Origin of the sequence: Microbacterium aurantiacum, from assembly GCF_031625015.1 — a bacterium.
In the GTDB taxonomy this organism is placed as follows: domain Bacteria; phylum Actinomycetota; class Actinomycetes; order Actinomycetales; family Microbacteriaceae; genus Microbacterium; species Microbacterium aurantiacum.
Genome location: NZ_JAHWXH010000001.1, coordinates 838,761 through 862,789, shown reverse-complemented (window position 1 = coordinate 862,789; position 24,029 = coordinate 838,761). Strand labels below are relative to the sequence as shown.

The window sequence follows — 24,029 nt, the reverse complement described above, 5'->3', positions numbered from 1 at the left end:
CAGCCGGTCGGGGAGAGATCCCCGACCGGCTTCGTCGTTTCCGCGTCGGTCAGATGACGCCGAGGGCGAGCATCGCGTCGGCGACGCGCGTGAAACCGGCGATGTTCGCGCCGGCGACGTAGTCCCCGGGGGTGCCGTATTCGTCCGCCGTCTGCAGGCAGCGGTCGTGCACGGCGCGCATGATCTCCTCGAGCCGCTTCTCGGTGTAGTCGAAGTCCCAGAAGTCGCGCGAGGCGTTCTGCTGCATCTCCAGCGCACTCGTGGCGACACCGCCCGCGTTGACCGCCTTCCCGGGCGCGAAGGCGACCCCCGCCTCGCGCAGCGCGCGCACCGCGGCGGGACTCGTCGGCATGTTCGCGCCTTCGGCGACGATGCGGCATCCGTTGCGGATGAGAGCAGCCGCGCCGTCCTCTTCGAGTTCGTTCTGCGTGGCGCACGGGAGCGCGATGTCGCAGGGGACATCCCAGATCGAGCCGCCGTCGATGTAGCGGACGCCCTGACCGCGCGCGGCGGCGTAGTCGCTGACGCGACCGCGGCGACCGTTCTTGATCTCCTTCAGCAGCGCGAGATCGATGCCCGCCTCATCGACGACGTAGCCGTCGGAATCGGAACAGGCCACCACCGTGCCGCCCAGCTGATGGATCTTCTCGATCGCGTACAGCGCGACGTTCCCGGAACCGGAGACGACGACGCGCGTGCCGTCGAGGCCCTCGCCGGAGGCGCGGAGCATCTCGTCGACGAAGAACACCGTGCCGTAGCCGGTCGCCTCGGTGCGCACCTGCGAGCCGCCCCAGCTGAGCCCCTTGCCGGTGAGGGTGCCCGACTCGTAGCGGTTGGTGATGCGCTTGTACTGACCGAACATGTACCCGATCTCGCGCTGACCGACACCGATGTCGCCCGCGGGAACGTCGGTGTACTCGCCGAGGTGACGGTAGAGCTCGGTCATGTACGACTGGCAGAACCGCATCACCTCACCCGCGGAGCGACCGCGCGGATTGAAGTCCGAACCGCCCTTGGCCCCGCCGATCGGGAGCCCGGACAGGGCGTTCTTGAAGATCTGCTCGAACCCGAGGAACTTCACGATCCCGAGATACACCGACGGGTGGAACCGCAGTCCGCCCTTGAACGGACCCAGCGCGGAGTTGAACTCGACGCGGAACCCGCGGTTCAGCTGCACCCGACCCTGGTCATCGGTCCACGGCACACGGAAGATGATCTGACGTTCCGGCTCGCACAGGCGCCGAATGATCTCGGCGTCGGCGTACTCGGGGTGCTTTACCACCACGGGGCCGAGGCTCATGAGGACCTCTTCGACCGCCTGGTGGAACTCGGCTTCTCCGGGGTTGCGGTGGACGACCTCGTCGAAGACGACAGCGAGGGACTGTTCCATTGCGGGCACGGCTGCTCCAGTTCGGGTTGTTGCGTGAGGGATTCGCCGGCGCAGACGGCGCGAAGGGGGATGACGACGTTCCCGTGACCATCCAGGCATGCGCGGGCGCCCCGGTCAAACCGAAGTCGTCGTCGCGCCGGTTTTGCCGTCGCCGCCGGAGGGGAAAGGATGGGCCGGTGCTCGACGGCCCGCCCCTCGCCGAGTGGCTGCCGGTGTCGGCCGCCGCTCTGGTCTTCCTGCTGCTCGCGGCGGGCATCGCCGGATGGGTCGACGCGGTCGTCGGCGGTGGCGGACTCATCCAGCTTCCCGCCCTCGTCATCGCCGTTCCCCAGGATGTCGCCACGCCCTACGTCCTCGGCACGAACAAGCTCTCCTCCTTCTTCGGCACGCTGACGGCGAGCTGGGTGTACCTGCGCCGCATCCGCGTGCAGCTCGTACTCCTCGTCCCCCTCGTCGCGGGCGCGTTCTCCGGCTCGGCCGCGGGTGCCGCCGTCTCGCGGTTCGTGCCGCGCGAAGTGCTGACCCCGGTCGTCCTCGTCGCGGTGGTGGCCGTGGCGGCCTACACGTTCCTCAAGCCCTCGATGGGGCTCCAGCACGAACCGCGCTTCGACGGAGGCGTCGCCGTCGTGTGGCGCGCGGCGCTCATCGGAATCGGCGTCGGCTTCTACGACGGGCTCCTCGGCCCCGGCACGGGGTCGTTCTTCGTCATCCTCCTCGTCGGCGTGCTCGGTTTCGGGTTCCTGCAGGCCAGCGTCAACGCGAAGGTCGCGAACCTCACCACCAACCTCGCCGCGCTCGCCGTGTACGGCGTCCACGGCGAGATCCTCCTCGTCCTCGGTCTCGCGATGGCGGCGGTGAACATGGCGGGCGGCTTCGTCGGCGCGCACATGGCGACCCGGCGCGGCAGCGCGTTCGTGCGGGTGGTGTTCCTCGTCGTGCTCGGCATCCTCATCGTCAAGCTCGCCTGGGACACGGTCGTCCAGTTCACCGGGTGAGTCGGTTCACCGGGTGAATCGGCGGCGGATCCCGACGGATGCCGCGCCCGCGCGTCACGCGCCGGTCGAGGCGCGGGGGACGAGCGTCGTCGGCAGCTCAAGGGACGGCCGCTCGACCGACCGACCCTCCGCGGCGTCGGCGAGAAGCCCGACGGCGGTGGCCGCCATCTCGCGGAGCGGCTGACGGATCGTCGTGAGCGGCGGCTGCAGCCACCGCGCCCCGCGCACGTCGTCGAACCCGACGACGAGGACATCCCGCCCGATCGACAGACCGGCCTCCGCGATCGCGCGGTAGGCGCCCGCGGCCATCTCGTCCGAGCACGCGAACAGGCCGATCGGTCCGTCGCCGGGGATCTCGGTGAGAGCCCGCGCCGTCGCCCGCCGCGCCTGGCCCGACGTCCAGTCGGCGCGTTCGCGGACGACCACGGCGCCCGGCATCCGTCGCTCCGCCTCCGCTTCGAACCCCTGCACCCGCGCACGACCGAAGCGGAACGTCGGCTCCCCGGCGATCACCACGAACCGGCGCGCCCCCCGGTCGATCAGGTGGGCGGCGGCATCCGTCCCCCCGGCGTGGTCGGTCGTGCCGACGTTCCACAGCGGCAGGGAGGCGTCGCCGCGCGGACCGAGGAGGACGATCGGGATGCCGGCATCGGCGAGCACCGTCACCTGCGACGCGGTCGGGGTGATCACGCCGATCACGACCCCCGCCGACCCCCGGGAGCGGATGCGCATCGGCCAGTCGTCGCGCGGAGCATCGCGTTCGGTGGTGAGCACGAGGTCGTAGCCGAGCTCGGCCGCCGCGATCTGCGCCCCCGCGGTGACCTGCTCCGAGTACGGGTCGTGGAAGCGGCCGAGCACCAGGTCGATGAGGCGCGAGGTGCCGGTGCGCGGACGGCCGCGGCGCTCGCCGTCGCGCCGGTATCCGAGCTCGCGGGCGGCGGCGAGCACCCGCGCGCGCGTCTCCGCCGCCATCTCGCCGCGCCCGCGCAGGGCACGCGACACGGTCGTGACGCTCAGCCCGCACCGCGCGGCGATCGCGTCGAGGGTTGGACGCGGTTCCGGGGTCACCCCGCTATTTTGCGCCAATTCATCGCGCGGCATCCGCTCGGGTGGAAAAGTGGGCCACCGCATCGATCGATGGAGAGGATTCGAGATGTCGACGACGACACCGCGAAACGCCCTGCGCGTTGCGCTCATCGGCACCGGCTTCATGGGCCGCGCGCACGCGCAGGCCTGGCGCACCGCCCACCGGTTCTTCGACCTGCCGCGCGAGCCGCAGCTCGCTGTCGTGGTCGGCCGCGACCCGGAGCGCACCGCCGCCGCCGCGACGGAGTTCGGCGCCGAGGGGTGGAGCACCGACTGGCGCGCCGTGCTCGCGCGCGGCGACATCGACGTGGTCGACATCTGCACGCCCGGCGACACCCACGCCGAGATCGCCACCGCCGCGCTCGAGGCGGGCCTCCACGTCCTGTGCGAGAAGCCCCTCGCGAACGACGTCGCCGAGGCCGAGGCGATGGTGGTTGCCGCGGATGCCGCGGCCGCAGCATCCGGCGCGGTGAGCATGTGCGGGTTCAGCTACCGCCGCACCCCGGCTCTCGCGCTGGCCCGCCGTTTCGTCCAGGAGGGTCGGATCGGCGAGATCCGGCACGTGCGCGCGCAGTACCTGCAGGACTGGCTGAGCGACCCGGATGCCCCCTACACGTGGCGCCTGGACCGGGAGCGCGCCGGGTCGGGAACCCTCGGCGACATCGGCGCGCACTCGATCGACGCCGCGCAGTGGATCACCGGGGACGCGATCACCGGTGTCTCGGCGACGATGCAGACCTTCGTCGAGACCCGCCCGGTGCTCGGCGAGCAGGTCGGGCTCGGCGGACGTGCGGCCGACGGCGCCGCGCGCGAGCGGGTGACGGTCGACGACGCCGTCGCCTTCACCGCGCGCTTCGCCTCCGGGGCGATGGGGGTGTTCGAGGCCACGCGGTTGGCGACGGGACACCGCAACTCCAACCGCATCGAGATCAACGGCGACCGCGGCGCGATCGCCTTCGACTTCACCCGCATGAACGAGCTCGACTACTACGACGCCGCCGATGACGCCGGAGCCCAGGGCTTTCGCCGCATCCAGGTGACCGAGGCCGAGCATCCCTACACGGCAGCGTGGTGGCCGGCCGGCCACGGACTCGGCTACGAGCACCTCTTCACGCATCAGGTCGTCGACCTCGTCCGCGCGATCGCCGGTGACGGAGCCGCCGAGCCCGGCTTCGCCGAGGCGGCGGGTGTGCAGCGGGTGCTGGCCGCGGTCGAGCGCAGCGCCCACGACGACTGCCGCTTCACCCCCGTGGAGCCGGCACCGCCCACACCGTCCCGCGAGAAGGAGCACCTCCCATGACCTCACGCCGTGCACTCGTCGTCCGCGGAGGCTGGGACGGGCACAAGCCCGTCGAAGCCACCGAGCTCTTCCTGCCGTTCCTCCGCGACAACGGGTTCGACGTCACCGTGTCCGAGACCAACGACGTCTACGCGGATGCCGACCTCATGGCCGCGACCGACCTCATCGTGCAGAGCGTGACGATGTCGGAGATCTCGCGCGAGGCCTTCGCCGGCCTCCGCGACGCCGTGCGCGCCGGGACCGGGCTCGCCGGCTGGCACGGAGGAATCGCGGACTCCTACCGGAAGGAATCGGACTACCTCCACCTCATCGGCGGCCAGTTCGCGACGCATCCGTCGAAGGCACCCGAGGAGTGCGGTGCGGGCGAGTCCGACAACTTCCTGCCCTACACGGTGGAGATGACCGAGCTCGGCCGCACCCATGAGATCACCACGGGGATCACCGACTTCTCCCTCGACACCGAGCAGTACTGGGTGCTGCACGACGATCTCATAGACGTCCTCGCAACGACCACGCACCCCGTTCAGCCCTATCATCCGTGGCACCGGCCGGTGACCTCTCCCGCAGTGTGGACGCGTCACTGGGGCGATGGCCGCATCTTCGTGGCGACGCCGGGGCACTCCCCGGAGGTCCTCGCCGATCCGAACGTCCGCACCATCGTGGAGAGGGGGATGCTGTGGGCAGCCCGCACCGCGTAGGCATCGTCGGGCTCGGGGTCATCTCGGGTCAGTACCTCGCCACCCTCGAGGGTGTCTCCGGCATCCGGATCACCGCCGTCGCCGACCTCGACGCCGCTCGCGCCGAGGCGGCGGCCGCCCGCATCGACGGATGCCGCGCCCTGTCGGTGGCGGAGCTCCTCGCCGACCCCGAGGTGGACACCGTGCTGAACCTCACGATCCCGGCCGCCCACGCCGAGATCGCCCTTGCCTCGCTCGCGGCGGGGAAGAACGTCTACGGCGAGAAGCCGCTGGCGGCGACGCTCCCCGACGCCCAGCGCATCATGGCCGAGCGCGGCGACGCGTGGGTCGGCGGCGCTCCCGACACGGTACTGGGGACCGGCATCCAGACGGCGCGCGCCGCGGTCGACGAAGGGCGCATCGGGCGCCCCCTCTCGGCGACGGCGACGTGGGTGTCGGCGGGGCACGAGTCGTGGCACCCGCATCCGGACTTCTACTACCGCGAGGGCGGCGGACCGCTCATGGACATGGGCCCGTACTACCTGACCTCGCTCGTGCACCTCCTCGGTCCGGTTGTCCGCGTGACCGGAGTGTCGCGGCGCGCGCGCGACGAGCGGACCATCGCCACCGGTCCGCGGGCCGGGGAGCAGATCCCCGTCGAGGTCGACACGCACGTCACCGGCATCCTGGAGCATGCGTCGGGGGCCGTGTCGACGGTGGTGTTCAGCTTCGACGCCGTGCGCAGCGAGGCGCGACCCCTCGAGATCCACGGCGAGGAGGGATCGCTCACCCTCCCCGACCCGAACATGTTCGACGGCGCTGTCGCCCTCGCGCGGCGGGGGGCCGAGTGGCAGACCCTCCCGGTCTCGGCGGGCTACGCCGACGCCGGCCGCGGGATCGGGCTGATCGACATCGTGCGCGGCGGTCGCGGCGCGGACGGCTCGGTGGCTCTCCATGTGCTGGACATCATGAGCTCCCTGCTCGAGTCCGGCCGTCGAGGTGCTCCGCTCGACCTGGTGACGACCGTCGCGCGCCCGGCGCTCGTGCCGCTCACTCCGCGGGAGGTGTGGTCCCGAGAGGCCTGAGCGGATGCCGCGGTGAGAGGATCGGAGCATGGAAGCCGATGCCCGCGAAGAGCTCCGGGCGCTGCGCGCGCGGGCCTACGGGCCGGGCGCTGACATCCACGAGGACCCCGTCGCACGCGAACGACTGCGCGAACTCGAGGCGCTCGTGCAGGAGCAGGCGCGCGATCGGGCGGACGCCGCATCTCCGCCGGCCGCGGCATCCGCTGAGCCCTCCAAACCGGAGGGCGAGCCCGACGCCGGTCGTGAGCCGACGTCGGAGGAGCCCGCCCCCGAGCCCCGGTCGCCCCGGCGGATCTCCGCGGGCTGGTGGGCGGCATCCGTCGTGGCGGCGCTCGCCGTCGGGGCGGGAGGGGCCGTCGCGGTCACCGCGGTGAGTCAGGGCGCCGGCGGAGCCCAGGTCATCGCATCGCTCCCCCCGGAGCCCGAGGTGCCGTGGCCGCGATTCCTCGGCGCCGAAACGGGCGACTCGACCTCGTTCCGCGAGTTCTACGGGTTGGCGACGGTCAGCGCGGAGCGGTCCTGGGGCGGGCCGGGGTCGGACCGCTGCCTCATCGTCTTCCAGACCGTCGAGGCGGACATGGTGGGTTCCGGCTCGGGGTATCAGTGGGCGTGCGGGACACGCTCGTTCCCCCCGAGCGTGCAGTTCGAGGTGGGGTCGTCGAACTCGCTGCCGGATGAGCTGCGTGCGCGTTTCCCCGCGGGCACCGAGCTGCAGTTCACGTATGTCCCCTCACCTCGGGACGACGTGGACGCTCCGCGCATCGAGATCACGGAGATTCCGCCGGCCGAAGACGTCGACGCGCAGGATTGAGCTCAGACTCCGTCGAGGGCGGGCAGCAGCACGAAGACGATCTCCTCGACCTCGCGGCCGAGTCCGGGCGCGAACGACGTCGTCCGCGAGACCTCGGTGAACCCGTTGTGGCGGAGCACCTCGATCGAGCCGGCGTTGTGCGCCGCGCACCGCGCGAACAGCGGGCGGACCGGCTCGATCGACACCAGCTGACGCAGCGCCTCCGTCGCGATGCCGCGGCCCCAGACCTCCCGTGCGGTCCAGAAGCTCACCTCGCGGTCGCCGTCGACGGTGAACGCCGCGACCGTTCCGGCGAACGAGCCGTCGGCGACGATGACCCGTTGGATCACGTCGTCGCTCGCGCGCTGGCGGGCCATCCATGCATCGAACTCCTCTCGGGAATCGGGATCGGATGCCGTGAACGCGGCCTGCCGGACGCCGTCGGGATCGCGCATCATCGCGAAGACGTCGTCGAGGTCGTCGTCGGTGAGGGTGCGAAGCTCGATGTGGGTCACGGGGACACCGTACCCAGAGCCATCCCCGCGCAGAAGGGGACTCCCGCGGGGAGGGGAGTTGTCGATACCATGTGCGTGTCACGCTTCGGCGTGGCCTATCCGGGGGGATCCGTCGGCGCCCGGGCTTGGAGCATCGCTCAGCCCGGGCGTTCGATGGGAGCGCGACCAGCCCGCGCCTTCTGCAACATTTCCGTCACTGTGCGACACCCCCCTCGCGGGTCGGGCGTCGCTTCGTTAGCGTGGAACCGCTCCGGCGCGCACGGCGGCGGGCGATGAAGAACGGTATGGAATGAGCACGCAGGGCACCGTCAAGTGGTTCAACTCGGAGAAGGGCTTCGGGTTCATCGCACCCGACGAGGGCGGCGCCGACGTCTTCGCCCACTACAGCGCGATCGAGGCCAGCGGCTACCGCTCGCTCGAGGAGAACCAGCGCGTCGAGTTCGAGATCGCCCAGGGTCCCAAGGGCCTGCAGGCGGAGAACATCCGCCCGCTCTGATCTCGAGCGCCCCGCTGGGCGCTCAGGAACGGTCGCCGCGCACGAGCTCCAAACCCGCGCCGGCGAACTGACGCAGCGTCGCGTCCGGCAGGAACGCGCGCGCGAGCGCCGGTCCGATGCGGGCGAGGTCGCTCTCGTCGCGGAAGAGCAGGTACATGGTCTCGTACCGCGGGTGGAACTTCTCCTTGAAGCGGTGCAGCGACCCGAAGCCGTAGACCGGCTCGAGCATGTCGGCGAGCTTGTCACTGAGGACGGCGATCATTCCGGCATCCGGCGGATAGTCGTGCGCGAGGGGCGCCCCGGAGAGCGACATGATCTCCGCGCCCTCTTCGGAGAAGAGCTTCGCCGACGAGCCGATGAGGAACTCCATCACCGGACCGAAGCCGCCCTCGCGCCGGCGCATCAGATCGAGCGTCCAGCCGCGCACGGCGCCGTCGCCGCCGTAGACCGGCAGCCACGACAGGAAGCCGTCCACGTCGCCCGCGGGCGAGATCGCGAGCGCCAGTCGCACCTCGGGGTCCTCGGCCTCCACGAGCGTTCCGAGCGTGAATCCCATCTCGGGCAGCCCTTTGTCGCCGACCCACATCTCCGAGATCGCGCGCAGCTGCTGACGCACGCCCCAGCTCTCGTCGGCGAGGCGCGTCATCCGGAACGTCATCTCCTCGCGCCCCGCGCGGTTGAGTGAGGAACGCACCGAGTTCCACTGCTTCCCGGTGAATGCGAGCCCCGGGAGGTCGACGATGGTGTCGTCGGCGACGACGATGCTCCGCCACGTCGGGGGGACCGCCGCGCGGGTGGCCTCGTCCGAGCTGAAGAAGCACGGCACGAGGCCGGCCTCCTCCGACATCCGGATGAACTCCGTGACGGATGCCGCGCGGGTCTCGACCGGACCGAGCGGGTCGGCGAGGGCCAGGGCCACCCCCGAGCGCCGCTGGTGGGCGACCATCCCTCCCGAGGTGCGGGCATACGCCATGCCATCCCACGTGGTCATCCACGAGAGCGTCCCGCCGCCCGACGCGCGCAGCATCTCCTTCGCCGCGTCGGCATCGGGGGTGGGGCTGAGACCGATCCGGGACCGACGGCGGGCGCGGAAGGCGCCGCGGACGATCAGGAGGTAGATCAGCATCCCGAGCCACATCAGGGCGCTTGTGAGGGCGAGCTCGGTCTCCCCGTCGATGACACCCTCGACCTGCTGCTCGCTGGCGATGATGATCGCGGCGACGACGGCGGCGCCGAGGAGGATGTTCAGACCCGCCAGGATGATCGTCACCACCCACGACCAGCGTCGTCCGCGGCGGAGTCCATTCGCGACGAGCAGGATGATCAGGGTGTCGACCGCGAGGTCGATGAAGCCGCCGGATGCCGGTTCGGTGGGGCCGAACAGGCCGTTGGTGGGGACGAGGACCGTGATGATCTGGATCGCGCCCAGCACGAGGACGCCGAAGAAGGCGATCAGCCGCTGCTCCCGGACCGTGGTGCGACGGAGCTTGAGCGATCGGTCGACGGCGAGGATGAGGACGACCGCCAAGAAGTGCTCGAGATCGGCGAGTGAACCCCAGAACAGCATCGCGATGAGGACGAAGGAGAGCACGACCAGCCACGCGCGGACCCGCCACGGGGGACGGAACAGACCGACCGCTGCGGCGATGCAGGCCATCGTGCCGCCCGAGGCGCCCACGTCCAACGCCTGCGCCTGAGTCTCGGCCCACGCCCACGGGGTCAGCGACAGCACCGAGAGGAGGAGCGCCGTGGCGAGGACGGCGAACAGCTGACCCACCCAGAAGTAGGCCAGTGCCACGCGGGAGCCGCGGCGGAACTCGAGATACGCCATCCCCGCGAAGCTGCTGATGGTGAGGACGTACACCCACGGGTGGTCGACGAAGAACGTGCCGACCACCGGGGTCCACCAGCGGCCTTCGGCCAGCGCCGGGAGCCCGTAGGCCACGACGTCGAAGGCGGGGGCGTCGATGAACGCCGACCACAGCCCGCCGAAGACGACGCCGACGGCGAGGATCACCGCCACGAGGGTCAGCGTCGCCGGGATCCGGCGGAGGACCGTGAGGACGACGGGGGGCGACTTCCGGGACGCTTCCTCGCTCATGGGCATCACCCTAGCGAGATGCGTCGGTCACCGTCCGCCGAGTCGGGCGTGATCGGCCAGGGCCGCGGCGTCCTCCGCGTCGCGCAGTGCCCGCCGGGCGGCATCCAGGGCGGTCACCGGATCCTGGGCCTGACGGGCCTCGGCGAGCTCGCGCTGGGCGCGCAGCAGACGGGCGCGCGCATCGGCGCCGGCGCGCGTGTGGGCGATCGCCGCTTCGCCGCGGGCGACGGCGCCGCGGGCGGAGGCAAGGGTGCCGGGAAGGGCGGTGCGGGCGCTCCGCAGTCGCTGCTGCGCCGTCCGTGCGTCGCCGAGGGCGAGGTCCAGTCGATCCCGCAGACGCGCCACCCGATCCACCGTCGCCGTGGGCGTGCGCTCCGCGGTGGCGTCGAGTGCGTCGATCCCGTCCTGCACCGCGCGGATCTCCGCGCCCAGGCGCTCGGCATCCGCAGGCTCCAGCGCATCGCGCGTCGTGACCGCCTGACGCACGGCGGACCGCGCGGCCTCGAGCTCTCCGCGGACGGCGGAGGCGGCCTGCAGCGTCAGGCGGTGGGACTCCTCGAGGATGCGCGCCTCGGCTTCTGCGGCGCGGATCGCCCGCTCGGCGGCGGCGAGATCGGCCAGGACGCTCACGGTCGGGTCCCCCAGACCCTGCTCGGCCGCGGTGAGAGCCTCGTCGGCGCGGTGCGCGGCGGCCGATGCCTCCCGGGCCGCCTCGGCGGCGGCGCGCCACTCGCTCTCGTCGAAGCGACGGGAGAGCTCCGCGACGAGCGCAGCGGGGTCGCCGATCGTCGCGCGGAGGGTGGTGAGCCGCTCGCGCGCGGCGCGCACCTGGTCGGCGGCGGAGACGTTCTGCCGCACCCACTCCGCATGCTCCGCGCGGGCGGCCTCGATCCGGCCCAGTGCTTCGCCGCTCCGGCGCTGGATGCGCTGGCTGGCGCGGCGGATCTCGTCCGGGCGGAGGTCGGCCTGCGAGAGCGCGGCGTACTCCGCGAAGGCGTCGTCGCGCACGTGCTGCGCCGTCAATCGCGCCCGGCGGAGGCTCGTCGGCGCGGTGCCGCCGTAGAGCGCGCCGGACAGCCCGAGCTCGAGGTCGAGCTCGTCGACCGCCTCGTCCAATCGGACGAGGTCGGCGCCGGCCTGCGTGCGCAGCGCTTCGGCGGCCGCGCGGGCGCGGGGCGAGCGTCGCGCGCGGCGCAGGGCCCAGACGACGATGACCACGCCCAGGGCCGCGATCCCGAAGACGACCACCGAGGGGAGGAGGGCGTCGACGATCTCGCGGACGTCGTCAGGCATCGGCATCCTCGACGAGCAGCAGCCGCCGGAGCGCGTCGACGTCGCTGACGACCGCCTGCGCGCCCTCGGACTCGTGGGGCCAGCTGAATCCCCACGTGACGAAGACGACGGGGATGCCCTGGATGCGCCCGCCGTCGATGTCGTGATGGCGGTCGCCGATCAGCACCGGCCGCGACGTGTCGACGCCGGATGCGCGCAGGCGCCGCAGCGCCTCGGCGATGATGTCGGACTTGGCGCTGAGCGTCTTCTCGTCCTGCGTCGCGCCGGCGATCGCGGTGAAGGCGGGCGACAGGTCGAAGTGGTCCATGAGCGCGACGACCTGCACCTCGGGCTTCGAGCTCGCCGTCGCCTGCGGGATGCCGGCCGCAGCGATGTCGTGGATGAGGGTGTCGACGCCGTCGAAGACCCGGGCGCCGGTGGTGTACCCCTCCTGCTTCGACAGCGAGCGGTAGAACGCGACGGCTTCGGTGGACTGCGCCGGAGTCATCCCGACGTTCACCTGGAAGGACTCGTACATCGGCGGGCCGATCCAGTGCACGAGCTCGTCGCGCGTGGGGGCGGGGAGGCCGAAGTGCTCGAGGGTGACGGTCAAGCGGTGGAGGATGCCGACCGAGGCGTCGACGATGGTGCCGTCGACGTCCCACAGCACGCAGGTCCAGGGAGAACGGGAGGGCATGCTCTCAGCCTATGGGCGTTCCCGCGCACGGCTCGCGTCAGAAGAGCCGGAGGTGCCCCGAGTCCACGCCCTTCATGCCCTCGTAGTCGAGGGTCACACAGCGGATGCCGCGGTCCGCGGCGAGCACCTTCGCCTGCGGCTTGATCTCCTGGGCGGCGAAGACGCCGGTCACCGGAGACAGGTGCGGGTCGCGGTCGAGGAGCTCGAGGTAGCGCGTGAGCTGCTCGACGCCGTCGATGTCGCCGCGGCGCTTGACCTCGACCGCGATCGTGCCGCCGGCGGGGTCGCGGAGCAGCAGGTCGACCGGACCGATCGCGGTGGGGAACTCACGGCGGACGAGCGTGAGGCCGTCGCCGATCACCTCGACCTGCTCGGCGAGGAGACGCTGCAGGTCGGCTTCGACGCCGTCCTTCTGCAGGCCCGGGTCGATGCCGAGTTCGTGCGACGAGTCGTGCAGCACCTCGTAGATGCGCACGAGCAGCGCGTCGCCCGTCTTCGCGTGCGTGACGCGCCAGTACTCCTGCACGCCCGCGGCGGCGGAGTCGGCATCCGGCTCCTCGACGTCCAGACGGCACGGCGGGCTCATCCAGTTCAGCGGCTTGTACGATCCGCCGTCGGAGTGCACGAGCAGGCTTCCGTCGCCCTTGTGGACGAGGAGGCGGGTCGCCAGCGGAAGGTGAGCGGTGAGGCGCCCGGTGTAGTCGACCGAGCAGCGGGCGATGACAAGACGCACCCGTCGAGCCTAGTCGCGCGCGGGCACCTCGTCGCGGTCGCCCGTCCGGTCACCGGAGACGGGGGTGCGGTGGCCGCCGCCCACGGTCGAGGTCGCCAGGGGCTTGGCGGCGCCCGAGGCGAAGCCCGACATCGCGATGAGGGCGACGATGATCCACAGGGTCGGGAGGATGCCGATCTGGTGGCTGATCCAGCCGAGCACCGGCGGGCCGCAGAGGAACGCGAGGTAGCCGATGGTCGCCGCCGCCGACACCGAGGCGGCGGCGCGCTTGGGATCGTCTGCGGCCGCCGACATCCCGAGCGGGAAGCCGAGCGACGCGCCCGCGCCCCACAGGGCGACACCGACGAGGGCGATCGGGAGCGACGGCGCGAGGATGAACACCACGAGACCGACGCCTGCGGTGACGGCGAGGATGCGCAGCGTCCACACGCGACCGAAGCGGTCGACCAGCGGACCGCCGATGACGCGGAAGACGGTCATCGCGACGGAGAAGACGGTGAGGGCGACCGCGCCGAAGGCCTCGGTCTCGCCGTGGCCGTCCACCATCGCGATGGTCAGCCAGTCGTTCGCGCTCCCCTCGGCGAAGGCCATGCCGAGCATGATCACGCCGATCGCGTAGGTGCGCGGGGTCTTCCACACCGCGGCCAGCTCCGCGAAGCGCTCGCGGCGGGTCGGCGTGGGCGCGTCGCCGTCGAGCACCTCGTCGCGCTGGGGCACGAAACCGAGCGCGACGATCCCCGCGACGAGGGCCAGGATGCCCGCGAGGCCGAGGTGCCACTGCACGCCGACCTGCCACGCGGCCATCGCGATGCCGGCACCGGCACCGGCGACCGTGCCGAACGAGAAGAAGGCGTGGAAGAGAGGCATGAGGGTGCGGCCGAAAGACTGCTCGACGGCGGCCGCCTCGACGTTCATCATGACGTCGGTCGCGCTCATCCCGAGCCCCACGAGGACGAGGGCGGCGGCGGCGAGCTCGAAGGACTGCGCGACCTGCACGGCGAGCCCGACGAGGATCAGGCCCGCCGAGAAGCACGAGATCGTGGCGACCATGCCGCGCCGTGCTCCCCATCGCGCGACGATGAGGTTCGCCAGCGAAAGGCCCACGATCGAGGCGGCACCCATGACGAGGAGCAGGATGCCGATGCCGAAGTCGTCGGTGTCGAGCGCCTGCTTCACGGCCGGCAGACGCGACGCCCAGGAGGCGAAGCCGAGGCCCACCACGAAGAAGATCGTGAAGATGGCGGTCCGCCAGCGCACGAGCTGGGAGCGGGTGAGGGTCTGATCCACCGGTGCATGGTATCGAATCGATTCGACCGTCCGCTACGCGGTGGGTACGATCGGGGCGTGAACATGCGCCGGGCGACCATCGCCGACGTCGCCCGCGAGGCGGGCGTCTCCCCGTCGACGGCATCCGTCGTCTTCAGCGGCAAGACGCCGGTGTCCGAGGCCACGCGGGGGCGCGTCCTCGCGGCGGCCGCGTCGCTCGGGTACACCGGGCCCGACCCGCGCGCCGCCTCGCTGCGCCGCGGCCGTTCGGGAATCGTCGGGGTGGTGTTCGAGGAGTACCTCGGCGCAGCCTTCCTCGATCCGGTGAAGACGCTGATGATGGACGGCCTCGCCGATGGGGTCGCCCCGCTCGGGGCAGGGCTGCTGCTCCTTCGCGACGACATCGCCGGCTCCGGTGCCTCCCTGACGACCGCTCCGCTCGACGCCGCGGTCCTCATCGGCTGCAGCGGTCATCTCCGTGCCTCGCTCGACGTCGTCCGCGCGCGCGGCATTCCGGTCGTCGTGGTGGAGGGGGATGCCGGCGACGACGTGCCACGGATCGGCTTGGACAACCGCGAGGCCCAGCGTCAGGCGGCCAGCCACGTGTGCACGCTCGGCCACCGCCGGGTGGCCGTCGTCGCGCTGCCCCTGTCGGGCGGGTGGGAGCGCGGCTGGATGCCCGACGACGCGCGGATCACGGTCGACGTCACCCGGGAGCGCCTGGCCGGTGCGCGGGAGGTCTTCCCGGATGCCCGGGTGTGGGCGGCCGCGGGCAGCTTCATCGCCGAGGGGCTCGAGGCCGGGCGTGCGCTGTTCGCCGATGAGGCCGAGCGGCCGACGGCGGTCCTCGCCCAGAGCGACCTGCTGGCCGCCGGAGTCATCCGCGCTGCCGAGGAAGCGGGGCTTCGCGTCCCCGAGGACGTCAGCGTCACGGGATTCGACGGCATCGCCGTGGACGGCCTCGCCCCCTACGAACTGACGACGCTCCATCAGCCCGCGGCCGAGAAGGGCCGCGCCGCCGGGCGGGCCGTCACGGCGATGATCGAAGGCGGACAGGCGGCGTCCATCCACTTCACCTGCGCATTCCGCGAGGGCAATACCACCGGCCCCCCGCCCGGGGAATCCGGAATCACGCGGTAGACTGTTCGCTGACCCCGATCGCCCGAGCCGTGCACGCCCGCCGGCCGACGACCAGAGGAGGCCGTCCCTGCTCGCCCTCCTGCTCGCCTTCGCGATCGTCCCCCTCCTGCTGCCGCTACTGACCGCGAAGCTCGGCCCGCGGGTCTTCCTCGTCGCCGCCGCCCTCCCGCTCGCGGCCTTCGCGCACACCGTCTGGCTCGGCCCCGAGGTGCTCGCCGGCGGCGTTCCGTTCTCGTCCTACACGTGGATCGCGCCCCTCGGCATCGAGCTGTCGATGCGCATGGACTTCCTGTCGTGGCTGATGACCCTCATCGTCACCGGCGTCGGCGCGCTCGTGATGATCTACTGCCGCTGGTACTTCCGCGGCAAGTCCGACGGGCTCGGCCAGTTCTCCGCCGTCCTCCTCGCGTTCGCGGGGGCGATGTACGGTCTCGTCCTCACCGACGACCTCGTCGTGCTGGTGATGTTCTGGGAGATCACCAGCGTCCTGTCCTACCTCCTCATCGGGTACTACAACAACCGCGCCGCCAGTCGTCGATCGGCGCTGCAGGCGCTGCTCGTGACGACCCTCGGCGGTCTGGTCATGCTGATCGGCGTCGTCCTGCTCGTCGTCGAGTCCGGCACCACGTCGATGACGACGATGCTGTCGGATGCCCCGACCGGAATGGTCGTCGACGTCGCCCTCGTCCTCGTGCTCGTCGGCGCCCTGAGCAAGTCCGCGATCTTCCCCTTCCACTTCTGGCTGCCCGGTGCGATGGCGGCGCCCACTCCGGTGAGCGCCTACCTCCACGCCGCGGCGATGGTCAAGGCCGGCATCTACCTCATCGCCCGCTTCGCTCCCGTGTTCGCGTTCGCCCCCACGTGGCGACCCATCGTCATCGGGCTCGGGGTGTTCACGATGCTCCTCGGCGGGTTTCAGGCGCTCCGCGAGACGGACCTCAAGCGCGTGCTCGCCTTCGGCACGGTGAGTCAGCTCGGCTTCCTCACCGTCATCCTCGGCTTCGGCACGCGCGACGCCGCCCTGGCCGGCCTCGCCCTCCTCCTCAGCCACGCGCTGTTCAAGTCCGCACTGTTCCTCGTCGTCGGGATCATCGACCGCCAGCTCTCCACGCGAGATCTCCGCGAGCTCAGCGGCTTGGGCCGCCAGGCCCCCGTGCTCGCGACCGTGTCGATCGTCGCGGTCGCATCCATGGTCGGCGTCATCCCGACCCTCGGATTCGTCGGCAAGGAGACGGCGCTCGCCGCGCTGCTCACCGAGGCCGAGAACGGCTCGGTCTGGGGTCTGGTCGCCCTCATCGGCATCCTCCTGGGCTCGATCCTCACCGCCGCCTACGGCGCGCGCTTCGTCTGGGGCGCCTTCTGGTCCAAGAAGCGTGCCGACGGCGGCATGAAGCCGCGGACCGAGTGGCCGACGCCGCCGATCGGCTTCGTCGTCTCGCCCCTCGTACTGGCCGGCCTGACCGTGGTCGCGGGTCTCGCCGCCCCGGCGCTGGACCGCGCGTTCGCTCTCTACGCCGATCTGTCCCCGGTGTCCTCGCCCGGCATCGCGGCGCCGGAATACCCGGGATACCTCGCCCTGTGGCACGGCCTCGAGCTGGAGCTCTTCCTGTCGCTCGGCACGATCGTGATCGGGTTCGTGGTCTTCTGGCTGACGGCGCGGCGCGATCTCGCCGCGCGCATGCTGCCGTTCACCGCCGCCGACGTCTACAACGCCAGCCTCCGCGGCATCGCGCAGCTGTCGGTGTGGACGACGAGTCTCACCCAGCGCGGGTCGCTGCCCATTTACGTCGGCACGATCTTCGTGGTCCTGGTGGCCGCCGAGGGGACGGCGCTCCTCGCGAGCCCGGCGTGGCAGGCGGAGCTCGTCGCGTACCACACGCCCATGCAGCTCGTGGTCGCCCCGATCATGATCGCCGCCGGCCTGGTCGCGGTCCGTGCCCGCAAGCGCTACACCGGCGTTGTCCTCGTCTCGGTGACGGGTCTCGGCATGGTCGTGATCTTCGCCACCGGCGGCGCCCCCGACCTCGCCCTCACCCAGATCCTCGTCGAGACGGTCACCCTCATCGCCTTCGCGCTGGTGCTCCGCCGCATCCCCTCCCGCATGGGCGACCACAACGCCTCCGTCGCGCCCATCACGCGCGGCGTGATCGGCGGCGCCGTCGGCCTCACCATGATCGCGATCGCGATCGTCGCCACCGGCGCGCGCGTCGACCCGCCGGTGTCCGAGAACTATCCCGAGCTCGCCTACGAGCTCGGGCACGGCAGCAACGTGGTCAACGTCACGCTCGTCGACATCCGCGGCTGGGACACGATGGGCGAACTCTCGGTCCTCGTGCTCGCGGCCACCGGCGTGGCCTCCCTCGTCTTCGTCACTCACCGCTCCGACACGCTGTCGCGGGCGATCGCGCCGCTCCCTGCGGCCTCCGGTCGCGGTCGCCGACCGCTCGTGGAGACCTCCGAGGGCGTGCAGCCGCGCGAGACGGGATCGACGCGCGGGCGCACCGCGTGGCTCGTGGGCGGGCAGAAGGTGCGTCCCGAGGAGCGCTCCTTCATCCTCGAGGTGATCGTGCGGATCCTCTTCCACTCGATCATCATCGTCTCGCTCTACCTCCTCTTCGCCGGTCACAACCTGCCCGGCGGCGGCTTCGCCGGAGGCCTCGTCGCCGGTATGGCCCTCGTGATGCGCTACGTCGCGGGCGGACGCTACGAGCTCGGAGCCGCGGCGCCGACGGATGCCGGGCGCCTCCTCGGCGTCGGCATGACGATCGCCCTCGCCTGTGCGATCGTGCCGCTGTTCTTCGGCGTCGCGCCGCTGACGAGCACCTGGTGGGAGGCGGAGATCCCCGTCTTCGGCCACATCGAGTTCGTCACGTCGACGCTGTTCGACGTCGGTGTGTACCTCGTGGTCATCGGACTCGTTCTGGACGTGCTCCGCAGTCTCGGGGCCGAGGTCGACCGACAGGGCAAGCAGGCCCGGCTGGGGGTGAACGCCTGATGGAGGCATCCCTCGTCCTGATCATCATCATGGGCGTCCTCTTCGCGTGCGGCGTCTACGCGATGCTCGAGCGCAGCCTCACCCGCGTGCTCATCGGCTTCCTGCTGCTCGGCAACGCCGCCAACCTGTTCATCATCATCTCGATGGGTCCCCCCGGCATCGCGCCGTTCTACGGCGCGGGGGAGCGCGACGAGATGTCCGATCCCCTGCCGCAGGCCCTCACGCTGACCGCGATCGTCATCACCTTCGCGATCTCCGCGTTCCTCCTGGCCCTCATCTACCGTTCCTGGCAGCTCGGTCAGGCCGATGACGTGTCGGACGACGAGGCCGACATCGCGGTGCGCGAGCGCACCGGCGACCCCGGCGACACGATGGACGACGAGACCGAGATCGAAGACGCCGACGCGGAGGACACCACCGACTTCGTGGGGCTCGCCTCGACCCCCATCACCGTGCTCGGGAACCGCGATCTCGCGGGCCTCTCCGACGACGCCGGCGTCGATCGGCCGGCACCCCTCCGCCGCGACCACCGCACGGTGAGCGAGGACGATGACGCATGACCGAGATCGCCCCCGCCCTTGCACCCCTGCTGGTGACCCTGCCCCTTCTCGGGGCGGCGATCGCGCTGATCGCCGGTCGTCACCGTCGCACCCAGGTCGTGGTGTCCGTCCTGACCCTCACGGTCGTCTGCATCATCGCCGCCATCCTCCTCGTGGTCGTGGACGGCGGCGACCAGGCGATCGCCGTCTCGGTCGGCGGCTGGCCGATCCCGGTCGGCATCGTCATCTACGTCGACCGGCTCGCGGCGCTCCTGGTCATGGTCTCCAGCGTCGTGCTGCTCGCGGTCCTCCTCTTCTCCGTCGGCCAGGGCGCGGCCGACGGCGACGACGACACACCGGTGACGATCTTCCACCCGACGTATCTGATCCTCGCCGCGGGCATCTTCACCGCGTTCATCGCGGGAGACCTGTTCAACCTCTACGTCGGCTTCGAGATCCTCCTCGTCGCCTCATACGTCCTGATCACGCTCGGCGGGACGGAATCGCGGATCCGCACCGGTGTCGTCTACATCGTCGTGTCGCTGGTCTCGTCGATCCTCTTCCTCGCGGCGATCGCGGCGATCTACGCGGCCCTCGGCACGGTGAACATCGTCCAGATCTCCGAGCGGATGCCGCAGCTCCCGCAGGAGACGCAGCTCGTGCTGCACCTCCTCCTCCTGGTCGCCTTCGCCATCAAGGCGGCGGTGTTCCCCCTGTCGTTCTGGCTCCCCGACTCGTATCCGACGGCTCCCGCCCCCGTGACGGCGGTGTTCGCCGGACTCCTCACGAAGGTCGGCGTCTACGCGATCATCCGCACCGAGACGGAGATGTTCCTCGACAACGACGTGAACACCCTCCTGCTGTGGGTGGCGATGGCGACGATGATCGTCGGGGTGCTCGGCGCCGTCGCCCAGGCGGAGCTGAAACGCATCCTGTCGTTCACGCTCGTCAGCCATATCGGCTACATGATCTTCGGGCTCGCAATCGCGACTCCGGCGGCCATCGGCGCGACGATCTACTACATGGTCCACCACATCGTGGTGCAGACGACCCTGTTCCTCGCCGTCGGTCTCGTCGAGCGTCGCGCGGGCAGCACGTCGATCCTCAAGGTCAAGGGGCTGATGAAGGCGGCGCCGCTCATCGCCGTGCTCTACTTCATCCCCGCGGTGAACCTCGGCGGTCTCCCCCCGTTCTCCGGCTTCATCGGCAAGTACGCGATCTTCGACGCCGCGGCCGAGGTCGGCAGCCCGCTGATGATCACCCTCATCGTCGCGGGCATCGTCACGAGCCTCCTGACGCTCTACGCGCTGATGCGCGCGTGGAACCTCGCCTTCTGGCGCGAGGGCGACGAATCGGTCGAGGCCGACGCGCGCATCGAGTACCTCGGCGACGCCCCCGCCGCCGGCATCCAGACCGAGCGTCGTGTGATCCCGCGCATCATGACCGCCTCGACCGCCGGCATGGTGGCCCTCACCGTCGCGCTGACGGTCTTCGCCGGCCCGCTGTACGACGTGTGCACCCGGATCGGCGCGGCGCTCCTGGAGCCGGTCACCCTGGTGCAGCTCGAGGAGCAGCACCAGATCAGCACCGGCGGCGACGACAAGAGCCTCGACGTCGACCAGGGGGGGACACCGTGACCGCACCCGCGACCCTCCCCGACGGACGCGCGCGCCGCGTCTTCACGATCCTCTGGCGTCAGCTGCCGTTCTTCGTGTGGCTCATCGCGCTGTGGATGTTGCTGTGGGGACAGTTCACGTGGACGGCCTTCGTGACGGGGCTCGTCGCGGCGATCGTCGTCACCCGGATCTTCCGCCTGCCACCGGTGGAGCTGTCGGGCCGGGTGAACATCTGGTACGGACTCGTCTTCGTCGTCACCTTCTTCCTCGCCCTCATCCGCGGTTCGCTCCTGGTCGCGTGGCAGGTGATCGATCCGCGTCGACTGCCCCACAGTGCGATCATCGCGGTGCCGCTGCGCACCGACGACGACCTCATCATGACGCACACCGCTGTCACGGCATCCCTCATCCCCGGGTCGCTCCTGGTGGATGTCGACCGGCCCCGTCGGATCCTGTACCTGCACGCGCTCGGCGTGGCCACCCCGGAGGATGCCGCGCACCAGCGCCGCGCCGTCCAGGGGTGGGAGGCGCGGATCGTCCGGGCGGTCGGGTCGCGCGCACAGCTCGAGACCATCCGGAAGGCCGCGGTGGACACGCCACGGCAGGGAGGGGCGTCGCTGTGAGCATCCTCATGATCGCGATCTACGCCGTCTTCGGCATCGCGGCGCTGCTGATCCTGTGGCGCGTGATCGTCGGCCCGTCGATCCTCGACCGCGCGGTCGCCTCTGACGTGCTGCTGACGCTCGTCCTGTGCGTCCTCGGCGCCGACATGGCGATCAACCACCACACGCGCTCGCTTCCGGTGATGCTCATCATCGCCGCCGTCGGTGTGTTCGGGTCGATCGCGATCGCCCGCTTCGTCGCACGGAAGGACAACACCGACCAATGACTCCGGACGCACCCGTGAGCGCCCTCGACGTCGTCGCGCTCGTCCTCATCCTCATCGGGGCGCTCCTGTGCCTCACCGCCGCCATCGGTCTGCTCCGCTTCCGCGACGTCCCCACCCGGCTGCACGCCGCCACGAAGCCCCAGGTGCTGGGGTTTATCCTCATCTGCCTCGCGATCGCCCTCGCCCTGGAATCGTGGGCGGTCGTGGCCTTCCTCGTGCCGGTCGTCCTCGTGCAGCTCGCCACCGCGCCGCTGTCGGCGCACATCGTCGGTCGGCAGGCCTACCGCAACGGCACCATCGACCGTCAGTCGCTGTCGATGGACGACCTGGCGGAGTCGAAGCGCACGCCTCCCGCCGCGGGGGGCTGAGCGGGTCCTGCGCATCCGCCCCGGTCAGCCGGCGAGGTCGACCGGCGCCGTCCGCCCGAAGGTGTGCCGCAGAGCCGATCGGGCGGCGTACCAGCCGGAGAGCCCGTGCACGCCGGGGCCGGGAACGGTCGACGCGCCGCACAGGTAGAACCCGTCGAGAGCCGTGCGCCACGGGTCGCGAGAGAGCACCGGACGCGCGAGCAGCTGCCACAGGGTGGCCGCCCCGGCACTGATGTCGCCGCCGACGTAGTTCGGGTTCTGTCCGGCGAGGTCGACGGCCGTGGCGCTCCGGTGGGCGACGATGAGATCGCGGAAGCCGGGCGCGACGCGTTCGATCGTCCGGGTGATGGCCTCGGTCTGGTCCACGTCGGACCCCGCCGGCACGTGCGTGTACGCCCACAGCACGTGGTGGTCGCCGGGAGCGCGTGAGTCGTCGAGCACCGACGGCTGGGAGACGAGGACGTAGGGGTCCGCCGCGTGACGGCCTCGGGCGACCTGGTTCTCGGCCCACGCCATGTCGGCGCGCGTGCCGCCGAGGTGGACCGTCCCCGCCTTCCGCACCCGTTCGTCGGCCCACGGAACCGGGCCGGAGAGGGCGAAGTCCACCTTCGCCGCCGCGTTCCCGTGCCGGAAGCGCGAGAGCGCGCGCCGGTAGCGGGCGGGCAGGCGATCCCCGGTGAGGGCGAGGAATGCCCGCGGGGTGATGTCCATCACCGTCGCGCGCGCGGGCGGCAGATCGGCCAGGCGCCGGATGTCGTGTCCGGTGATCACCTCGCCGCCGTGAGCGCGGATGTCGGCGACCAGCGCATCGGCGATCGCCTGGCTGCCGCCGCGCGGGATCGGCCAGCCGCCCGCATGGGCGTGCGCTTGGAGGGCGAGACCTGCGCCGGCGGCGACGAGGCTCGGCTGGCGCACGATCGCGTGCGCCGAGACGCCGGTGATCATCGCCGGCGCCTGCTCCTCACGGAAGCGCGCGTTCCACACCGGCGTCCCCTGCTCGAGGACCCGAGCGGCGAAGAACCCCGCGGCGATCGGGTCGTCGGGAATGCCGAGGAGGCTCGAGCCGGTGAAGCGCGCCACGGCGAGGGCGCGGTCCGCGAGCGGCTCGATCATCCGGCGGTACGCCGCGCCGTCCGCACCGAGTTCGTGCGCGGTGCGCGCGAGATCGAGGTACGCCACCCCCGCCGGCCGATCGGGAAGGGGATGGGCGAACGACACCTCGGGGGTGAGGAGCTCGAGACGCTCGGCGAGCCCGAACGCCCGGAAGAACGGCGACGCGACCGCGAGGGGGTGCACCGCCGAGCAGATGTCGTGGTGATAGCCGGGGAGGGTCAGCTCCGCGGTCCGGGTGCCGCCGCCCGGTGCCTCGGAGCGCTCGAAGACCTGCACGCCCAGGCCCGCCCGGGCGAGGGTCGCGGCGGCGGCCAGCCCGTTGGGGCCGGACCCGACGACCACCACGTCGGGAGAGGTCACTCGCGCTTCTCCGGAGGATCGATCTGTTCCGGGTTCTCCGCCGCGTCGTGGGCCTCGTCCGCCTCGGCGACGTCCTCGCGCGCTTCGGGGTCGGCCTGCGGGCCGGGTTCTTCCGCGGGCACGTCGGCCCGGATCACACGGTCGTTCTCGAGTCTGGCCTGCGCCCGCCCCTCGGCGAGGAAGGCCAGGCGGCGCAGGGTCTCGGTGTTGCGCAGGCGCATGACCGGCGCCCACAGGAAGCGGGGGATCCGGGCGGCGATCCCGGCCACCGGCTCCTCGCCCATCCGCACGATGCAGTGATCCCCGCGCGGGCGGACGTCGATGACCACCACCGCCCGACCGAAGGGGCCGATCCGTGCGCGCAGGCGCAGCCGGCGGGGCGGGTCCCACTCGACGACCTCGGTGCGGTCGTCGATGAGGACCGGCCAGATGCCGAGCGAATGGTGGATCTCGGCCCCGGCCTGCGGCCAGTCGCCGGTGACGTCTCGCATGCGCGCGGCACCGACCACCCACACCGGATACAGCCATCCGTCCGAGAACACCGCGAAGACGTCATCCGGCGTGCTGCGGACGATGCGGGCGTTCCCGGTGGCCACGGTGGCCGCC

General features: G+C 71.4%; 23 protein-coding genes. 13 read left to right on the top strand and 10 right to left on the bottom strand.

The window, feature by feature from the left end; all coding sequences use genetic code 11:
* Nucleotides 1-49: 49 nt before the first annotated feature.
* Nucleotides 50-1,390, bottom strand: coding sequence for an NADP-specific glutamate dehydrogenase (gene gdhA / locus KZC50_RS04060; RefSeq protein ID WP_310890705.1), 1,341 nt, complete (start codon nt 1,388-1,390; stop codon nt 50-52).
* Between the two features lie 176 nt (nt 1,391-1,566).
* Between gdhA and KZC50_RS04055 the strand changes: the two genes are divergently transcribed.
* Complete coding sequence (locus KZC50_RS04055) at nt 1,567-2,385, top strand: sulfite exporter TauE/SafE family protein (protein ID WP_310890704.1); 819 nt, start codon at nt 1,567-1,569, stop codon at nt 2,383-2,385.
* A gap of 54 nt (nt 2,386-2,439) precedes the next feature.
* Here KZC50_RS04055 and KZC50_RS04050 read toward each other — a convergent pair whose 3' ends face one another.
* Nucleotides 2,440-3,453 carry a LacI family DNA-binding transcriptional regulator gene (locus tag KZC50_RS04050; RefSeq protein ID WP_310890703.1) on the bottom strand — a complete coding sequence of 338 codons (1,014 nt, stop codon included), beginning with the start codon at nt 3,451-3,453 and terminating at the stop codon, nt 2,440-2,442.
* 85 nt (nt 3,454-3,538) lie between these two features.
* On the opposite strand from KZC50_RS04050, the gene KZC50_RS04045 reads away from it, so the two are divergent.
* The 4 genes from KZC50_RS04045 to KZC50_RS04030 are packed head-to-tail and all read left to right on the top strand — an operon-like array spanning nt 3,539 to nt 7,344.
* Nucleotides 3,539-4,771, top strand: a complete 1,233-nt coding sequence (locus tag KZC50_RS04045) for a Gfo/Idh/MocA family protein (protein ID WP_310890702.1) — start codon at nt 3,539-3,541, stop codon at nt 4,769-4,771.
* Nucleotides 4,768-5,469 (top strand): ThuA domain-containing protein, encoded by a 702-nt coding sequence (locus KZC50_RS04040; protein ID WP_310890701.1) that lies wholly within the window; start codon nt 4,768-4,770, stop codon nt 5,467-5,469. Before KZC50_RS04045 ends, KZC50_RS04040 begins: the two co-directional genes overlap by 4 nt.
* Complete coding sequence (locus KZC50_RS04035; protein WP_310890700.1) at nt 5,448-6,533, top strand: Gfo/Idh/MocA family protein; 1,086 nt, start codon at nt 5,448-5,450, stop codon at nt 6,531-6,533. Before KZC50_RS04040 ends, KZC50_RS04035 begins: the two co-directional genes overlap by 22 nt.
* A gap of 28 nt (nt 6,534-6,561) precedes the next feature.
* Nucleotides 6,562-7,344, top strand: coding sequence for a hypothetical protein (locus KZC50_RS04030; RefSeq protein ID WP_310890699.1), 783 nt, complete (start codon nt 6,562-6,564; stop codon nt 7,342-7,344).
* A gap of 2 nt (nt 7,345-7,346) precedes the next feature.
* On the opposite strand, the gene KZC50_RS04025 is transcribed toward KZC50_RS04030, so the two are convergent.
* Complete coding sequence (locus KZC50_RS04025) at nt 7,347-7,838, bottom strand: GNAT family N-acetyltransferase (RefSeq protein WP_310890698.1); 492 nt, start codon at nt 7,836-7,838, stop codon at nt 7,347-7,349.
* A 289-nt stretch (nt 7,839-8,127) separates the two neighbouring features.
* On the opposite strand from KZC50_RS04025, the gene KZC50_RS04020 reads away from it, so the two are divergent.
* Nucleotides 8,128-8,334: a cold-shock protein gene (locus tag KZC50_RS04020; RefSeq protein ID WP_301134333.1), complete on the top strand. Its 207-nt coding sequence runs from the start codon at nt 8,128-8,130 to the stop codon at nt 8,332-8,334.
* A 22-nt stretch (nt 8,335-8,356) separates the two neighbouring features.
* On the opposite strand, the gene KZC50_RS04015 is transcribed toward KZC50_RS04020, so the two are convergent.
* The 5 genes from KZC50_RS04015 to KZC50_RS03995 are packed head-to-tail and all read right to left on the bottom strand — an operon-like array spanning nt 8,357 to nt 14,424.
* Nucleotides 8,357-10,435: a bifunctional lysylphosphatidylglycerol flippase/synthetase MprF gene (locus KZC50_RS04015; protein ID WP_310890697.1), complete on the bottom strand. Its 2,079-nt coding sequence runs from the start codon at nt 10,433-10,435 to the stop codon at nt 8,357-8,359.
* 27 nt (nt 10,436-10,462) lie between these two features.
* Nucleotides 10,463-11,728 carry a coiled-coil domain-containing protein gene (locus tag KZC50_RS04010; protein WP_310890696.1) on the bottom strand — a complete coding sequence of 422 codons (1,266 nt, stop codon included), beginning with the start codon at nt 11,726-11,728 and terminating at the stop codon, nt 10,463-10,465.
* A complete protein-coding gene (locus KZC50_RS04005) occupies nt 11,721-12,404 on the bottom strand; it encodes an HAD hydrolase-like protein (protein ID WP_053546660.1) in 684 nt (227 codons plus the stop codon). Before KZC50_RS04005 ends, KZC50_RS04010 begins: the two co-directional genes overlap by 8 nt.
* A gap of 37 nt (nt 12,405-12,441) precedes the next feature.
* On the bottom strand, nt 12,442-13,137 hold the full coding sequence (nucS, locus tag KZC50_RS04000; RefSeq protein WP_301134341.1) for an endonuclease NucS: 696 nt from the start codon (nt 13,135-13,137) through the stop codon (nt 12,442-12,444).
* Between the two features lie 9 nt (nt 13,138-13,146).
* Entirely contained in the window at nt 13,147-14,424 is a 1,278-nt protein-coding gene (locus KZC50_RS03995) for an MFS transporter (protein ID WP_301134343.1), read from the bottom strand.
* Nucleotides 14,425-14,481: 57 nt separating this feature from the next.
* Between KZC50_RS03995 and KZC50_RS03990 the strand changes: the two genes are divergently transcribed.
* The 7 genes from KZC50_RS03990 to mnhG all read left to right on the top strand — a co-directional run bounded on the left by KZC50_RS03990 (nt 14,482) and on the right by mnhG (nt 21,950).
* Nucleotides 14,482-15,543, top strand: a complete 1,062-nt coding sequence (locus KZC50_RS03990; protein ID WP_310890695.1) for a LacI family DNA-binding transcriptional regulator — start codon at nt 14,482-14,484, stop codon at nt 15,541-15,543.
* Between the two features lie 67 nt (nt 15,544-15,610).
* Entirely contained in the window at nt 15,611-18,538 is a 2,928-nt protein-coding gene (locus KZC50_RS03985) for a Na+/H+ antiporter subunit A (RefSeq protein ID WP_310891525.1), read from the top strand.
* Nucleotides 18,538-19,098, top strand: a complete 561-nt coding sequence (locus KZC50_RS03980; RefSeq protein WP_301134347.1) for a Na(+)/H(+) antiporter subunit C — start codon at nt 18,538-18,540, stop codon at nt 19,096-19,098. The genes KZC50_RS03985 and KZC50_RS03980 overlap by 1 nt, the downstream gene beginning before the upstream one ends.
* Complete coding sequence (locus KZC50_RS03975; protein WP_310890694.1) at nt 19,095-20,714, top strand: Na+/H+ antiporter subunit D; 1,620 nt, start codon at nt 19,095-19,097, stop codon at nt 20,712-20,714. The genes KZC50_RS03980 and KZC50_RS03975 overlap by 4 nt, the downstream gene beginning before the upstream one ends.
* Nucleotides 20,711-21,316, top strand: a complete 606-nt coding sequence (locus tag KZC50_RS03970) for a Na+/H+ antiporter subunit E (RefSeq protein WP_310890693.1) — start codon at nt 20,711-20,713, stop codon at nt 21,314-21,316. Before KZC50_RS03975 ends, KZC50_RS03970 begins: the two co-directional genes overlap by 4 nt.
* An 8-nt stretch (nt 21,317-21,324) precedes the next feature.
* Complete coding sequence (locus tag KZC50_RS03965) at nt 21,325-21,582, top strand: MrpF/PhaF family protein (protein WP_375294584.1); 258 nt, start codon at nt 21,325-21,327, stop codon at nt 21,580-21,582.
* Nucleotides 21,579-21,950 (top strand): monovalent cation/H(+) antiporter subunit G, encoded by a 372-nt coding sequence (mnhG, locus tag KZC50_RS03960; protein ID WP_310890692.1) that lies wholly within the window; start codon nt 21,579-21,581, stop codon nt 21,948-21,950. Before KZC50_RS03965 ends, mnhG begins: the two co-directional genes overlap by 4 nt.
* Before the next feature lie 24 nt (nt 21,951-21,974).
* Here mnhG and KZC50_RS03955 read toward each other — a convergent pair whose 3' ends face one another.
* On the bottom strand, nt 21,975-23,423 hold the full coding sequence (locus KZC50_RS03955; protein ID WP_310890691.1) for a phytoene desaturase family protein: 1,449 nt from the start codon (nt 23,421-23,423) through the stop codon (nt 21,975-21,977).
* Nucleotides 23,420-24,019, bottom strand: coding sequence for an SRPBCC family protein (locus KZC50_RS03950; RefSeq protein ID WP_310890690.1), 600 nt, complete (start codon nt 24,017-24,019; stop codon nt 23,420-23,422). The genes KZC50_RS03955 and KZC50_RS03950 overlap by 4 nt, the downstream gene beginning before the upstream one ends.
* Between the last annotated feature and the right edge of the window lie 10 nt (nt 24,020-24,029).

What these genes read in the sequence shown, in the direction of transcription:
- gdhA (WP_310890705.1), bottom strand. Translation starts at nt 1,390, where the DNA reads ATGGAACAGTCCCTCGCTGTCGTCTTCGACGAGGTCGTCCACCGCAAC.
- KZC50_RS04045 (WP_310890702.1), top strand. Translation starts at nt 3,539, where the DNA reads ATGTCGACGACGACACCGCGAAACGCCCTGCGCGTTGCGCTCATCGGC.
- KZC50_RS04040 (WP_310890701.1), top strand. Translation starts at nt 4,768, where the DNA reads ATGACCTCACGCCGTGCACTCGTCGTCCGCGGAGGCTGGGACGGGCAC.
- KZC50_RS04030 (WP_310890699.1), top strand. Translation starts at nt 6,562, where the DNA reads ATGGAAGCCGATGCCCGCGAAGAGCTCCGGGCGCTGCGCGCGCGGGCC.
- KZC50_RS04020 (WP_301134333.1), top strand. Translation starts at nt 8,128, where the DNA reads ATGAGCACGCAGGGCACCGTCAAGTGGTTCAACTCGGAGAAGGGCTTC.
- KZC50_RS04015 (WP_310890697.1), bottom strand. Translation starts at nt 10,435, where the DNA reads ATGAGCGAGGAAGCGTCCCGGAAGTCGCCCCCCGTCGTCCTCACGGTC.
- KZC50_RS04010 (WP_310890696.1), bottom strand. Translation starts at nt 11,728, where the DNA reads ATGCCTGACGACGTCCGCGAGATCGTCGACGCCCTCCTCCCCTCGGTG.
- KZC50_RS04005 (WP_053546660.1), bottom strand. Translation starts at nt 12,404, where the DNA reads ATGCCCTCCCGTTCTCCCTGGACCTGCGTGCTGTGGGACGTCGACGGC.
- KZC50_RS03980 (WP_301134347.1), top strand. Translation starts at nt 18,538, where the DNA reads ATGGAGGCATCCCTCGTCCTGATCATCATCATGGGCGTCCTCTTCGCG.
- KZC50_RS03975 (WP_310890694.1), top strand. Translation starts at nt 19,095, where the DNA reads ATGACCGAGATCGCCCCCGCCCTTGCACCCCTGCTGGTGACCCTGCCC.
- KZC50_RS03965 (WP_375294584.1), top strand. Translation starts at nt 21,325, where the DNA reads ATGATCGCGATCTACGCCGTCTTCGGCATCGCGGCGCTGCTGATCCTG.
- mnhG (WP_310890692.1), top strand. Translation starts at nt 21,579, where the DNA reads ATGACTCCGGACGCACCCGTGAGCGCCCTCGACGTCGTCGCGCTCGTC.